A 13,863-nucleotide genomic window follows, 5' to 3' on the forward strand; every position below is an offset into this window, starting at 1 on the left:
GGGTGAAGTTTCGCGCAGGTCACGGGCACTTGGGGTGGTGTTCGTCCGCCGTTCACCCAGCGGGCACCCAGTGCGCCGCCGGGCGTGTCAGACGTCGGTTGCGCCGTACAGCGCGGCGCTCACCTCGGCCCCGTGCGCGTCGACCCATGCACCGAGCGCATGAATCGGGACGAGCAGATCGCGACCGGATCCGGTGAGTTCGTATTCCACCCGAGGCGGCGCTTCGGCGTACCGACGCCTGCGTACGAGCATCATCCGCTCCATCCGCCGCAGAGTCTGCGTCAGCATCTTCTGACTGATGCCGCCGATGCCCGCGAGAAGTTCGCTGTGACGTTGCGGACCATCCCTGAGCATGTACACCACCACAGGCAACCACCGGTTGCCGAACAGATCGACGCCGAGCCTGGCCGGGCAGTCGGCCTCGAATTCGCCGTAGGGAGCGAATCGGATCGGCTCAGTCATGTGTCCAGTTTGGCAGCGTCGTGAGGCACCCGGAGGTGCCTGTCGCAATCCCTAGCGTCTGTTGGACAGGTGCCGCTCGGGCACCGACGGATTACGGGAGTTGTCATGCGAATCGGAATCATCGGGGCAGGGTCGATGGCGGCCGCGCTCGGCGGTGGCTGGGCCCGTGTCGGCCACGAGTTGCTCATCGGCGCCCGCTCGGCACGTTCGGCACGCGACCTCGCCGACATCATCGACGCCGGCGCACCAACCGGACACCGGGTCGGTTCGGCCACGATCGCCGAGGCGATCGACTTCGCGGAGGTGGTGTTGCTCGCGGTACCGGTAGCCGCGCTGACCGAACTGCTCGACGAGCACGGCGAGCGGTTGGCCGACCGTGTCGTCATCGATTGCACGAATGCGTTCCAGCCCGACGAGTCGGCGCCCGACGGCGCGACCGCCTTCGTCCTCGGCGAGCCGGCGGTAGCCGAACGGATCGCGTCCCGCGCCACGCGTGCCCGAGTGGTCAAGGCCTTCAATCTGCTCGCCGCCGAGGTGTGGGCGGGCGAGGACCGCGTCTTCGACGGTGTTCGGCTGGCAGTCCCGTTCTGCGGCGACGACGAGACAGCGATGCGAATCGTTGCCGATCTGGCGGAAGACCTTGCGCTGCAACCATTCCCCGCAGGGGGTCTACATCGCGCCAGGTACCTCGAGGCAACGGCGGTCTTCACGGTCGGTCTCTGGTTCACCGGACTGGACGCCCGCGCCGCCTTACCTCCGCTGACTGCCGCTTTCGCCGTCACCGATTGACGAACGGCGATGGACATCGACACCACTCGGTGATGACGATGCCACTTCCTCGCTCAGCAAGCCTCAGCGGATTTCCGTGAGCATGGGTGGGCGCGCCCGTCAGAGCTTGATCACTTCGAGGTCTGGCATCGCGGCGTAGTCGTTGTCCTGAGTGACGAGAGGAATTCGGTTCGCTATCGCTGTGGCGGCGATCCAGCTGTCGTTGATCGGAACCTTGCGCCCGGCGGCCCGTAGTCGAGAGACGAGCAGCGCCCAGGCTTCGGCTACCCCATTATCGATTGCGATCGGTTCGAATCGTTGCGCGAGCTGATAAGTCGAGAGCCGACGCGACGCGGCTTCAGGCCCACTCGCATTCAGCACACCGAGCCGCAATTCACCGAGCGTCACAACCGACACTCCCCACACGAAGTCCTCGAACGAACTCGGCTCGAAACAATGCGACTCGAGTCCGATGAAAACCGACGTATCAGCCAGGGCGCGACGAGCCGGCGCTACCACGGCAGGTCGTCCGTGGTTTCGGTGAGCGACTCCCGCAACTCGGCCGCGAGCCCGGTGGTGTCCGGACCCAGCCGTTTCAGTTCTTCGAGGATCTCCGCAGCCGGAATCCACTGGCGTCGGGTCGGAAACGGGATGATCTTGGCGACCGGCCGGTTGTCCCGGAGAATGTCGAACTCCTCGCCCGTTTCCACGCGACGAAGTATCTCCGCGGTGTGATTACGCAGGTCGCGCGCGGGAATGGAGGTCATGCTACAAGCGTAGCACTTCTGCTACAGCACTAGTCTGCAAAGAATTCTGGCCGGTCTTCTTCCTCTGACCGCAGCCATCGCCGACTGATCTCGCAAATCGGTGTCAGGGTTTGGTCACCTCGATCAGGGTCCGGCTGGAGTGTGCGATGAAGGGTCCTTCACGCCGGATCTGTTCGTGCAGCTCGCGCAGCCGGTCGCGGTAGGCATCGACCGTGAATCCGGGGACCATCCAGATCACTTTGCGCAGGAAGTAGACGATGGCACCGATGTCGTCGAATTCCATGCGCAGATGTTCGGTGCGCTGGTCGACGATCCGCAGTCCGGCAGCGCGGGCGGCGGCGGCTTCGTCGTCGGGATGGCGCGCCCGGCGGGCCTGCGGTTGCGGCCCGAGGAAGTATTCGACCAGTTCGAACACGCTCGCGGGGCCCACGTGCTGAGCCAGGTAGGTGCCGCCGGGGCGCAGCACGCGGGCGATCTCGTCCCACCACACGGTGGCCGGATGCCGGGCCGTGACCAGATCGAAGGCGTTGTCGGCGAACGGAAGTGGCGGCTCGTCCGGTGTGGCGACAACGACGACGCCCCGCGGGTGGAGCAGTGCGGTGGCCGCGGCGACGTTCGGCGGCCACGATTCGGTGGCGACCATGGTAGGTGGAAACCGGTCCACCCCGGCCAGCACTTCCCCACCGCCGGTCTGGATATCCAGCGCCGCGGTCACCGTCGGCAGCCGAGCACCGAGCAACCGCTGATACCCCCACGACGGACGTTCCTCGCTTGCCCGACCGTCGAGCCAGGAGAAGTCCCAACCGGCCACCGATACCGAATCCGCTTCCTCGATCAGCTCCTCGAACGTCCGCATACTCCTCACCCTGCCAGGTCAGGCCGCGAACCCGAGCCCCAACGCCACCGCGACAGGCACCAGATACAACACCGGGAATGCCACCGTTTTGTAAGACCGCGCCCGCAACACCGTCGCCACCGCACCGGTGAAGTAGAGAATCAGCCCCACGGCCGCAGCCACCCCGACCATCGGCACCCACAGCCCCACCAACAACCCGACCGCCCCGGCCGCCTTCGCGACCCCCAGCGGCGTCCACCAGCTCTCCGGCACCCCGTAATCAACCAGCGGATCCACAACGAAAGGCGCCCGCCGCAACAACGAGAACGCCGAGAACCCGACCCAGAGCGCGGCAAAAACAGTGACGATGACGTAGGCGGTTTCCATGGCTCAACTCCTTGCCCTGCCGCGCTTTTCGCGGCGTTCACAGAGTCGACGATGCAGCCACAGACAGTGTGACATCACCACAGCGCAGGCAAGATGCACAGTCGCGGTCGCTCCGTCACAGCGTCTGGTCCGCGCGACGGTCCGGATCCGACAGGCGAGCGCGGCCGACGATATTCGCGCCCTGACTCAACCGGTATGCGCGCCGATCGTGGCAGCAGCCTCGATCGCATCGATCACACGCTGCTTGCCGGCCGGTTCGATGTGCAGGTCCTGGTACCGGCGGTAAGAGAGGTAGCGGCCGTCGCCGGACACGTCGAGCCAGGTGAGGTAGGAGGTGGGACCCGGTCGGCTGGACTGCAATCCGGTTCTGATCTCGATTCGGCCTCCGGCCGCCCGTTTCGCCTCCGTGAGCCGATGCATGCGGGCGGCGACGGAATCCGGTGGGCGCTGCCAGGATTCGAAATGGGTGGCCAGCCGGTCCACATCCTCGACCAGGTGGCCGACCTGTCCAGCGGGCTGGTCGCCGAGGAAGGCGGCGAAGGCGCGGTTGACCAGACCCGCACTTCCGGAGAACACCTCGACGCTGTGATCCTCGTATTGGCGGATCACCACCCCTCGATCCCCGGTCCGCGCACCATAGGCGCGCAGGCGTGGACCGGTTTCGCTGAAGAGCGCCAGTGCCGTCTCGGGCCGCGAGGCGTGCCGGAGAACCGCGCTCAGGTCCAGATCAGCACCGACGGGCCAGTGTTGCACAGCAGCCGCGGCAAGCTTCTCGTACTCACTTTCCGTCGCGGCAGCCGAGTACACGGTGAGCGGGAACGGATAACGATCGTCGCCCGTCTCCCGCAACCACACATGCGCGAATTCGTCGGGGGTGAACATCCAGCTCATGCGTTTCCGGACTCCCGCTCCGGCAGACGGGTCGCCGGGGCGTCGGCCCCGATGGCCTGGGGCACCGCATGCTGCTCGTCACCCAGCAGTTCGGGTTGCACACCCCGCAGGTAGTCGGGCGCCTTGTGCTCGTCCTTGTCGTCCTTGCCGCCACCACGCGCGCCTGGCGCGCCCATCATGCCCGGGCTCATCCCGCGTCCGCTCGATCCCGCCGAGCCCGAAGAACCCGCGGCGCCGGGGTTTTGGCCGGCAACCACCGGGCCGCGACCAGCCAAGGCACCACCCGGTGTCGGTGTGCCGCTACCGGGCGTCGAACCGCCCGGTGACCCACCTCCTGGCGAACCACCACCAGGTGAACTACCGCCCGGCGATCCGGTACCCGGCGAACCAGCGCCAGGAGTCGTCGCGGAGGGCGTGGTCGAGGACGGATCAGTACTCGCCGGATTGGTGGTGCTGTTCTGCCCCTGCGAGTCGTCGGTACCGCTGCTGTCGTCGTCATCCGTACCGGCACTGGATGTTTCGTCGTCCGTGGTCGTACCGGACTGGTTCGGGTCCTCGGTGGTCGCGGTGTCGCCCGCATCACCCGGGCCGGTGCCGCCGCCACCGGCACCACCATTGTTCGATCCGCCCCCACCGGAACCAGGATCACCGGTTCCGTCGCCCGGCTGGCTCGGCGCAACGAAGGCGGGCACGGATTCACCGGCCGGACCATAGGTCGGTTTGTAGGTCGAATTCATCGCCGCGATCGCCTGCAGGCGGCGGTCTTCCTTCTCCCGCGCCACCGCGGCCCCCGTGTCGGGAAGGACGAGTTCTGTTACGTTCGCAGGCATCGATGTGCCCACATCCACAGGCGAGTCGGAGGACGAAACCGGTTCGGGCACAGCAATTTTCACCGCCTCCGCACCGTAGGCGGCAGCCTTCACCCGGTGACCGACCACCGACAGAACCGTGTACACGTCCGTGACCTCAGTGATGAAACGCCGTCCCGCCGCCTCCCCCGCCGCAGCGAACGCGCCATCCAGACTCGAGGTCGCCCGCGCCGTCTGAATCATCAATCCCGTTACCGCGCCCGAGATCTCTGTGAACATCTCGACCCACTTGTCGCCGAATTGCTGCATCACTCCCGGCTGCATCTTCTGCACCGCGTCATAGATGTCCTGGTGCGAAAGACCTTCGAACACTTCGAAGTCCGTGATGTACTTCGGGTCGGTCCCCCCATGACTCATCGACTGCTGCTGCTTCTCAGCGCCCTGTTGCTGCCGCAGCCCGCTCACCGATTGCTCGAGCGGCAACCCTGTCAGCTCCGAAATGTACTGATCTGGCGTACCGCCTCCCCCGTCCGCCATGCTCAGTTCTCCTTACCGATGGATTTCTCCACTACCGAAGCGATTTCCATGATGTTGGTGCAGGGATCGAGGTTCTGTCTTTGACCGAGGCTGAGCCTGTGCTTCCGAACGAATACCACACCAGCCTTTGTCAGCAGGTGCACACTGCAGTCGTTCTCGCTGCCAGGCTCGCCGTCGACCAACCCTGCCTGGCGACCGTTGACGGTCGTCGGCTCCAGCCATTCCCCATTCTTGTGGAGGTTCTCCTCCCAAGTGATATTGCCCGAGTCCACGCCGAGCGACGCCGTATGATCCGCAGTACGAAAATCGCAGGTCAAGAAGGTGTATTCGGCCACCAGATCGTCTCCACGCTTCCGCGACCCCGGCTCGAACCCCATCGACTCGACCTCGGTGTCGCCGATCCATGTACACGGATCGAACACCACCCTTGGCCGCCCGGCCGATCGGGTGTACTGGTTGTCCTGTGACGGCGGCTGCAACTTCGGATCAGCCAAAGTCGGTCTAGCCGCCTGCGTAGGGACGTCGGCCGCAGACGACGCGGGGGCGCCAGGTTCTGTCGATGTTCCGCATGCCGCCACTGCTACCGCCAGCAGGGCACCAGCAATAACGAATCCGGGTTTCATATCCGTCCTAGTTTCCAATTGCGCGCACCGCCGCAGCACCTAGCTCGTCTGCCTCGGCCAAGATGCCGGCGGCCTGTAGGTATCCATCAGCCATGCCCCTCGCCGCCAAAGCCATCTGCTCAAGCACTTGTTTGGCCGCCATCGCCTTACCTGCAAACCCTTGTTGCAGGTCCAGCGACGATTTCAACCCCCCGAAGCCGCTGATCTTCTCCAATCGCAGGGCGGCATCAGACCACCCATCGCACATCACCGCAAACCGCAGGTACGCCTGAGCCACCTCCCGAGCAGCATCCGGCTCCATCCGCAACTGCCCCGACGACGAAGCGTCCCACAACTGCGCCGCAGCATCCCCTCCGATAGCCACTGAGCCCTCCCCCATGTCCGCTAGTCAGCACGCAGTCTAACGCCACTCGAACTTCGGCGCGGAAGGCACCGAAACCGAGCCCGTGAGCTGTGAGTTGACCGACGCCGAGATGCTGCGACGAGGAGTGGAACCCGGTATCGGGTACCAGGATGGAACCGAACAGCACCGACGAGCGTCCAACAGTGTGTGTACAACCGAACCAGCACCCGAGGCGCACCCTTCAACGCTGTCCCGCACGACCTTCGGTGGATCCCGCCGTGACCACCCCGATGGCTTCACTCCCCACTGATAGCCTCCGCGCCGGACAGCAGATCAGGCGCGAGCCGGAACCAGAAAGTCGATCCGCCAGGTCGACGCCCGAAACCACCGAGCCAGACGACCATCACCCTCATGGAGAACCATGCTCGAGGCTGATATCGACCAGATCCGTGCGCTAGCTGTGAAGCTGAGCAATGCGGGTGACGCAATCGATGCGCTCGACGTCAGGCACGGCGCGAGCTTGCTGGACGCGGCACTGCCCGAAGGCACCAACGATGCGACATTCTTGATCCCCGAGGCCGCCGCTCAGGCAGCCCTGGCGGTGGAGGGTGCGTTTCTGCGAGCAGCTGATCGGTACCGCCAGGTGTCGACGTTGTGCACACAGTGCGCCGACAACTTGCAGATGAGCGACGAGGAATTCGGCCGCAAGCTCAACGAGCTGGATGTGCGCAGTGCATAAGCGCTCAGCGGTCGAGAAATGGAACCTCGAAGCCGTCAAGACCTGGGCGACGCAACTGGCGGCGGCCCGCGGTTCCTTGATGGTGTGCGCCGACACCACCATGACTCATATGCGCGACATACAGAGCAGTTGGTCGGGCGCCGCGTACCTGGCGGCGTACGACCGCGTCGCCGAAGACCACGGCCAAGTTCAGAAGTTGGCATTGGAGGTCGATGAGCTGGTCACTGCGGTGAACACGAGCGTGGACAACGTCGCGTCACACCGCACCACGCTCCTGAACAAAGTCGCTGACGCGCAAGCCCTGGGGCTGACGGTCGACGATGTGTGGAAGGTGATGGAGAACTCCAGCGTCGAAGAAGACGTGCGGAATGATCACCAAACCTTGATCAACAACGCGCTCTACCCATTCGAAGACTCCGTCACCAAAGCCGTCCAGGCCATCTCCGGGCAGGCCACCGAGATTCGGTCGGCCGGCGACTTGCTGGGGTCGAGCCTGGATGTCAGCGCGGCCGATACTCAGGCCGGACGCTTCGGCCAGGACGACGGCAACGAGCTCGCCGAAGCAGTCAAGACCGGCGACAAAGCGAAGATCGACGAAATCCTCGCCCAGATGCCCCAACCAGCCCTCACTCAGTTCGAGATCGATCAGTTGGCCGCAGGCAACGAGGTCACAACCCTCCCGCAGAGCACCCAGGACTACTACAAGACGTTCTTCCAAGCGGCAGGCAAAGACGGCATCCTCGGGCTCAACGAGCAACTGCTGGCACGAGAGAACGCCGGTGACACAACCGCTGCGGCGCAACGGAACAACCTCGCGAACACCATGCTGGCGATGACCAACGAGAAGGTGGGGACGAGCAACGGTTCCAAGGGTTCGTATTCGAACCTGCCACCCGACCTGCAAAATCTCATCTCCGGCCGCTCCGAAGACTTCAACAGCGTTTACGACAACGGCTACAATCAGCTGGCGGGTCGATACGAGGACCTCAGCCAGTTCGGCGAACTTCTCGGCCAGTCCGACCCCGGCATGCAACCAGGAAAGCAACTTGGGGTCGAACTCGGCAGGCAGAGCGAGAGCATGGTCGCCTACCTCGAAAATGTCGACAAGAACATGAATGGGCAAATGCCGCCCGGCTTTACCGACAGCGCTAAAGAAGACATGGAACAAGGCGCACAGCACTTCCTCGAGGTCGCTACCCGCAACGACGATGTCAGCTACTCGCTGCTGACCGGCAACGACATGCCCGCATCGCCGGACATCGGATCCGAATACAAGAACGACCGCCCGTTCAACGCCGAAGAGTTCCGCAACACCATGTTCCGGCACGAGTGGCCCGACGACGGCAAAGCTGCAAGCGGCCTTATGGATTGGATCGCGGAAGACACCAGCAAACAGGGCGAAGAGGGCATCCGTGCACGCCAAACACTCGCCGAGCTACCCGACTATTTTGCACCCGAAGGCACACCAAACCACGACCTTTCAGAATCCGACCGCCCGCCACTGAAGATGGAAGGCGACACCTCAGTATTTGAAAAGAGCACCTCAGCGTTCAATACAAATCCACAGCTGTCGGACTCTCTGGCGAACATTATGGCAAACAACATTCCATCGTATATTGACCCAACCGCCGCGGAGACCCTGGTGCGCAACGACCCTAATAGCCTGGCCGCCAATGACGGGGACGCCGTCTTGAGCGGGAAAGACGCAGATCGGCTACTGTTTCTGTCGAGCCAGTCCGAGGGCGGGCGACTGATGCTCGAAGTAGCGCGGCAGGAATACCAGACTGAGATGATCGACAAAGCTTTCAGCAATGGCGGCGATAACCCAGGAGCCTGGCTGGAGGTAAACGGCGCAAACCTGGGAAGTTTGGACGGCCGGTTCACCACTGCGATCAACAATGCACTGACCTACCAAGACGAAAACAACATCAGCGAACACAACAACAAGCAAACCGAGATCTATGATAATCGCGAAAAGGCTGGCGAGATCATAAAATCGATGACTCTCGACAATATTGAAGTGCCGAACCGCGTTCCGGGCGCCCCGGTAGCGAATGAAGTATTCAGCGTCCTGAAAGACGAGGGCTATAGCTCGTTGATGGAGAAGATCAACCCAGCACCCAAGCCCGAAGGCTTTGTGCCACCCAGCGTGACCGACCTCCAGTCCAGCTCTAACCTTGGAATCCGGCAGATCTTCCTCGAGGAGCTCAACGAGCGAGGCCAGCTTCCGGCCAGCGTTACAGTGAACGATGTTACAACTCAACTTCTTGATAGCAACGGACGGGTGATTGAATCGAGTCAGCTCACTGGAGAAAAACCCAATATAGCAGTGAATGAAGTCCTACAGAACAATCATGTCTTGGACTATTCGACCGAATACATGAATGGCTACAAAACTACGATTATTCCGGGCCTTATCGACACACCTACCGGACTCAAGAACTATTTGGCAGGGAAGAATGTGCAGTAAGGCTTTCATAGGCCGGGCCGGGCTCATAGCCGCCGTGTTGGCCGCCTGCATCGGGAGTTCCTCCTGCGGGCGACCACAGACGCAACCTGATCCGAATCAGACTTTCGACCCTTGCCGAATATCGGCGGACATGCGCGAGCGCCATGGTCTAACAGAGCCCAAATACTTTGATATGCAAAACAGAATTTACCTCCCGGAGCCAGTTGGCGATTCATTGGGCTGTTCCTACACCACCGAGCCCGACCAATTCGGATTCGCACTTGTTGTCGGCGTTAGCGATGACTGGCTACCAGGAAATCAGTTGATGGATGGCTACCAGATCTTCAAACCAGCCGCTGTCTCCGGCTACGACAGCACAGTAGGATGTGTCGCAACCAACGCTATCCACGGTAAACCGATCTGCGATGTCCTGGTTCCGTACAAGGATCGAAAGGTCCTCATCGAGGTACGCTATTGGTTCCCCCAGGGAACCTTGGAAGAATCGAGTCGGGTCACGGAGAACAAGGCCATCGAGCTCGCGAACGAGATCATGAACAGCCTTCCTCGCCGATAATGGAATCGGACGCCGGTTCATGACCGGCGAACGGTATTCAAGGTCTCCACAAGCGAGGCTCCCAATCGGTGCAGACCTCGGCGTCCGCTTGGTTGCCAATGCCGCAGGAGGCACGGAATCCCCTGGGCAGGGCGGAAATTCGCCATTTGCTCATGGCGGCGGGAGTGTGTAGCGTCACACCAACAAGAACGGCCGCCCGGCGAGCGCCAACTCACCGAACGGCCTGGGTACGAAACAGTCGAAGCCTGTTCGCACCGTGGGATGGAATCCTACATGCAACCGGCTCGGCGTCTCCTGACGCCGAGCCTTCGTCGTCCAAGGGCGAGGTCTGCCCCTGTGACGGGGCTGTCTGTGTCGTGTCCGGGTCTGTGCCGCTCCTGTCGGTCGTTATCGGAGAGCCCGACCGAGGGACAGACAACCCTGTCAACCAGCCTCCTGCGAGCACCACAGTCGTACGCCTCGCACGTACGCACCTGGACGGCTTCGGGAGTGCACACCTATCGCCCAGGTCCAACCCGCCACACGCCGAACCAGGCGTGGGGCTACCGGTGTTGGCCGAGGACGCGAATCGGGGTTTCGGTGCGGGGAACCGGGAGGGACGGTTACGACACCGGCACCCTTGGGTGCTCCGATCGGGTTCGGAGACGCGCCTACCTACGCACTGCCAGGCATCGATACCGGTCAGGCCACATCGCGGTTGCGTTGCGTGACCTGGACCATCCGACATCATCGCGATCTCCACCGTTCGTCACCGCGGCTCGAGACCAGGCTGAGAATCCGGATGGAACCATGCGCTGTTAGCTTGCGTCCAAGAGGTGTGTGAAGGTTCTGCAGAAGATGGGGGAGGCGGTTCATGGCGCTCGAAGTCAGTCCTGACAGCTTGCGACAGGCCGCCGCAGCCCTCGCTCTCCTCCCCAACGACATCGAGAATGCGAAGAAGCTCGGGGCGGCACCGGTCGCCGCAGCGCTCCGAGGCTCTGCAGTCGGCTCTGCGCTCGGTGGTTCCGACTCCCGGAGCAAGACGGCGAAAGATGTGCTGAAGGCACGATTCAACCACCTGTCGGGCCTGATGGCCCTGTCGGCGAACAAATACGAGGGCACCGACGCGGATGCGGCACGGCGTCTCGCCGCGGTTGCCGACTTGAACTCCGGCAACGCCCACGAGGGGAAGTGACATGGCCCCACCTGCTGACGTCCTCACCTGGGATCTTTCGCACCTGCCTGCCGTGGCGACCAGCGCGGGCGAAATCGCCGACGCCATCGTGGTGGCGGCCGGCACCATGCACAACACGATCCACAACGGCTTGATCTGGAAAGGCGATGCGAAAACGGCCGCCGAAGACAAAGCCGACGAGGAACAGACCCAGATGCGCGCTATCGCGGTCGCCTACGACGACCTGGAGGCCGCATGCAACGGTGCCTACCAGGCCATGAATCAACCGCTGGCCGACATCAAAACCATTTACCAGAACTACGTGACCGGGAAGGTATCGGTCACCGATGACTGGAGCGTCCACGGAGTCGACGACTGGAACTCCGAAGCGGGGATCCAGTTGGCCCGGCTACCTGGGCTTGCGTCAGCCCTGATAACCGCTGATGCCACGTGGGGTCAGAAGATCGCTGACGCGAACAGCGAGCTCGATCGCATGGCGCCCGCGTCGGCATTGACCGCTACTGCTGCAGCGATCACCGCGATCAAGAACGAAGATCCTTCGGCCATACCCGACTCGATCGCCACATCCCCCGCCTCGCACTGGGCACCAGACAAAGCGGCTATGACCGCTGCAGCGATAGCGGGCGCCATGACCGACGGCACCCGAATGGGACTCGAATCCGCAGCCAAAGATGCCGCTGACAAGGGCGTTCTCAAATGGGTCGAGAACTGGGGCAAACTCGATGACGCCGGAAAGTACACGACGGGGCTGAGCAGACTCGGGATCGTCGGAAACGTCATCGGCACTGTCCCCGCGATCGCCAACGACATCAATGGTGGTATGAACCCGACCGAGGCGATCGTGAGCGAAAGCGCGGGTACAGCGGTGGGCATGGCAGCGGGTTCGGCCGCCGGCGTTTGGGCGGGCGGGGCAGCCGGGGCGGCATTAGGTTCCGTTGTGCCGGGAGCAGGTACCGCGGTGGGGTTCGTAGTCGGGGCGGGCGTAGGCGCCGGGATGGCGTACCTGACGTCCAAATCCATCCAGTGGGTCTGGTGAAATGACCAACTGTTCCCCTCCGAAACCGCCGGTCGTGGTCGTCGATCGACAGTGGAACGAACGAGCGTCACGGGGCATGATTGCCTTCACAACGATCATGATGCTCGCATTTCTAGCTGCCGCGTCGGTTTGGCTGGTGATTGCGATCCGAGGCGATGGCAAAAATGTCATGACCATCCTCGGGCACCTCGGGGCGATTGCCCTATTTCTCGGCGCCGCGGGACTGTTCGGCGCCAGGTTGCTGACGATGTTCCCACATGCGGCCGCAACAGTGACCCCCACTACAGGTCGAAATATCGACGCGGAATGGGGATCGGGGATCCACCTACGACAAGAATCCAGTCTGCTGTCACTGGAACTGACCCTTGCCGGTTGCAGCCTCTTCGGCTTCGCAGCCTGGTGGGAGTGGCACGCAGGCGGAACAGACGGCTTGCTTCCGTTCTCCCGCAACAACAGCGGCGGCGCGATCGGCGCACTGGCGTTCTCGATCGTAACCGTTACCGGACTCCTCCTGATGGTTTTCGCGCGGTTCGCACGAATTCGATGGGAGTTGTACCCAGCAGGAATAATCTGCCGGATGCCTATGCGTGAAATTTCGCGGATCAGCTGGTCAGATATTTTGAAAATTCGCGGTGATGTATGCAAACTCTCAGCTCAGTACAATGCGGCGCCGGTTGTTCTGGCGACCTTGGCAGACAGGTCCCGACCACCGAAGCACAAGTTGTTCGACAGAGTCGGTGAACTCGGGATTCCGGCCTGCATTCTTCGATGCGATTCAGATCTTCTGCTGGCGCTGATGAAACATCTCCTGGACGAGCCGGAGTCGCGACAGCTTCTCGCTACCGAGGCCGCAACCGAGTGGTTCACAGTGCGTTATCACCAACTGCCGAACGACTGACGTAATCAGGAGCACAGCATGAACCAGAGCCTTGCCGAATATCTCCACGCACGCGAGATCCGAATTATCCCGGTACACATCGACACCATCGGAGCGCCGGATATCCGTGTCGTTCCACCGGAGGGCTGGCTCGAGATCGGCCAGGATGCGATGCCAGGCGTCTACACGGCGTGGGCGAATCCGTCGGCCGACGGAGGAGGGTGGGCGGACAACGTCCTGGTCATGGTCGGCCGACTCACCGAACGAGTCGATTCTTCGGAGTTGATGGACTGCGCGTTCGTCGACTCCCGGCGGCTGCCGAGTTGGATCGAGCAATCGGCCGAATTCGTGGATTGCGACGGGTATCGGGCGGCCACCATCTCGGGCCTCTATACCGGTGGTGAGCTGCGCGTCCGCACCAGAACGCAATATCTGCTGATCGATGTTCTCGACCACGACTACCTGGTGCAGTACACCGCTACCGTCGCCGCGGATTCGGCCGCCTGGGGCATCATCGACCTTCCGTCACCCTTGTCGGTGGTGTGGCCACCGCGCGGCCGCTGAGGCCTGTGCCTGCAGGAGCGACCCGGTG

The 13,863-nt window shown here is 62.8% G+C and carries 17 protein-coding genes; 8 read left to right on the plus strand and 9 right to left on the minus strand.

The features are described 5' to 3' along the window. Window positions 1–87 precede the first annotated feature (87 nt). Window positions 88–462, minus strand: coding sequence for a winged helix-turn-helix transcriptional regulator (locus tag ACWEVR_RS08255; RefSeq protein ID WP_452466323.1), 375 nt, complete (start codon window positions 460–462; stop codon window positions 88–90). Window positions 463–567: 105 nt separating this feature from the next. Between ACWEVR_RS08255 and ACWEVR_RS08260 the strand changes: the two genes are divergently transcribed. Then, on the plus strand, window positions 568–1,251 hold the full coding sequence (locus ACWEVR_RS08260) for an NADPH-dependent F420 reductase (RefSeq protein WP_452466324.1): 684 nt from the start codon (window positions 568–570) through the stop codon (window positions 1,249–1,251). A gap of 99 nt (window positions 1,252–1,350) precedes the next feature. On the opposite strand, the gene ACWEVR_RS08265 is transcribed toward ACWEVR_RS08260, so the two are convergent. The 8 genes from ACWEVR_RS08265 to ACWEVR_RS08300 all read right to left on the minus strand — a co-directional run bounded on the left by ACWEVR_RS08265 (window position 1,351) and on the right by ACWEVR_RS08300 (window position 6,443). Then, window positions 1,351–1,749 carry a PIN domain-containing protein gene (locus ACWEVR_RS08265; protein ID WP_452466326.1) on the minus strand — a complete coding sequence of 133 codons (399 nt, stop codon included), beginning with the start codon at window positions 1,747–1,749 and terminating at the stop codon, window positions 1,351–1,353. Beyond that, entirely contained in the window at window positions 1,743–1,997 is a 255-nt protein-coding gene (locus tag ACWEVR_RS08270; protein WP_452466327.1) for a type II toxin-antitoxin system Phd/YefM family antitoxin, read from the minus strand. The genes ACWEVR_RS08265 and ACWEVR_RS08270 overlap by 7 nt, the downstream gene beginning before the upstream one ends. Window positions 1,998–2,100: 103 nt before the next feature. Beyond that, a complete protein-coding gene (locus tag ACWEVR_RS08275; RefSeq protein ID WP_452466328.1) occupies window positions 2,101–2,853 on the minus strand; it encodes a class I SAM-dependent methyltransferase in 753 nt (250 codons plus the stop codon). Window positions 2,854–2,871: 18 nt separating this feature from the next. After that, entirely contained in the window at window positions 2,872–3,219 is a 348-nt protein-coding gene (locus ACWEVR_RS08280) for a DoxX family protein (RefSeq protein ID WP_452466329.1), read from the minus strand. 186 nt (window positions 3,220–3,405) lie between these two features. After that, the gene (locus tag ACWEVR_RS08285; protein ID WP_452466330.1) at window positions 3,406–4,110 is read right to left on the minus strand and encodes an ESX secretion-associated protein EspG; all 705 of its coding nucleotides are present in this window, start codon (window positions 4,108–4,110) and stop codon (window positions 3,406–3,408) included. Continuing rightward, entirely contained in the window at window positions 4,107–5,456 is a 1,350-nt protein-coding gene (locus ACWEVR_RS08290; protein ID WP_452466331.1) for a hypothetical protein, read from the minus strand. Before ACWEVR_RS08290 ends, ACWEVR_RS08285 begins: the two co-directional genes overlap by 4 nt. A gap of 2 nt (window positions 5,457–5,458) precedes the next feature. Beyond that, window positions 5,459–6,079, minus strand: coding sequence for a DUF3558 domain-containing protein (locus tag ACWEVR_RS08295; RefSeq protein WP_452466332.1), 621 nt, complete (start codon window positions 6,077–6,079; stop codon window positions 5,459–5,461). A 7-nt stretch (window positions 6,080–6,086) separates the two neighbouring features. Next, on the minus strand, window positions 6,087–6,443 hold the full coding sequence (locus tag ACWEVR_RS08300) for a hypothetical protein (protein ID WP_452466333.1): 357 nt from the start codon (window positions 6,441–6,443) through the stop codon (window positions 6,087–6,089). Between the two features lie 400 nt (window positions 6,444–6,843). Here ACWEVR_RS08300 and ACWEVR_RS08305 point away from each other — a divergent pair, with 400 nt between their 5' ends. The 7 genes from ACWEVR_RS08305 to ACWEVR_RS08335 all read left to right on the plus strand — a co-directional run bounded on the left by ACWEVR_RS08305 (window position 6,844) and on the right by ACWEVR_RS08335 (window position 13,835). Further along, window positions 6,844–7,161: a hypothetical protein gene (locus tag ACWEVR_RS08305; RefSeq protein WP_452466334.1), complete on the plus strand. Its 318-nt coding sequence runs from the start codon at window positions 6,844–6,846 to the stop codon at window positions 7,159–7,161. Continuing rightward, window positions 7,145–9,631, plus strand: a complete 2,487-nt coding sequence (locus tag ACWEVR_RS08310; protein ID WP_452466335.1) for a WXG100 family type VII secretion target — start codon at window positions 7,145–7,147, stop codon at window positions 9,629–9,631. The genes ACWEVR_RS08305 and ACWEVR_RS08310 overlap by 17 nt, the downstream gene beginning before the upstream one ends. A 130-nt stretch (window positions 9,632–9,761) precedes the next feature. Then, window positions 9,762–10,184 (plus strand): hypothetical protein, encoded by a 423-nt coding sequence (locus ACWEVR_RS08315; protein WP_452466336.1) that lies wholly within the window; start codon window positions 9,762–9,764, stop codon window positions 10,182–10,184. An 853-nt stretch (window positions 10,185–11,037) separates the two neighbouring features. Then, entirely contained in the window at window positions 11,038–11,358 is a 321-nt protein-coding gene (locus ACWEVR_RS08320) for a hypothetical protein (RefSeq protein ID WP_067641924.1), read from the plus strand. A 1-nt stretch (window position 11,359) separates the two neighbouring features. Beyond that, window positions 11,360–12,394 carry a hypothetical protein gene (locus tag ACWEVR_RS08325; protein ID WP_452466337.1) on the plus strand — a complete coding sequence of 345 codons (1,035 nt, stop codon included), beginning with the start codon at window positions 11,360–11,362 and terminating at the stop codon, window positions 12,392–12,394. A 76-nt stretch (window positions 12,395–12,470) separates the two neighbouring features. Continuing rightward, window positions 12,471–13,292 (plus strand): hypothetical protein, encoded by an 822-nt coding sequence (locus ACWEVR_RS08330; protein ID WP_452466338.1) that lies wholly within the window; start codon window positions 12,471–12,473, stop codon window positions 13,290–13,292. Between the two features lie 18 nt (window positions 13,293–13,310). After that, window positions 13,311–13,835: an LpqN/LpqT family lipoprotein gene (locus ACWEVR_RS08335; protein WP_452466339.1), complete on the plus strand. Its 525-nt coding sequence runs from the start codon at window positions 13,311–13,313 to the stop codon at window positions 13,833–13,835. Window positions 13,836–13,863 lie beyond the last annotated feature (28 nt).

This window comes from Nocardia sp. NPDC003979 (genome assembly GCF_053605015.1).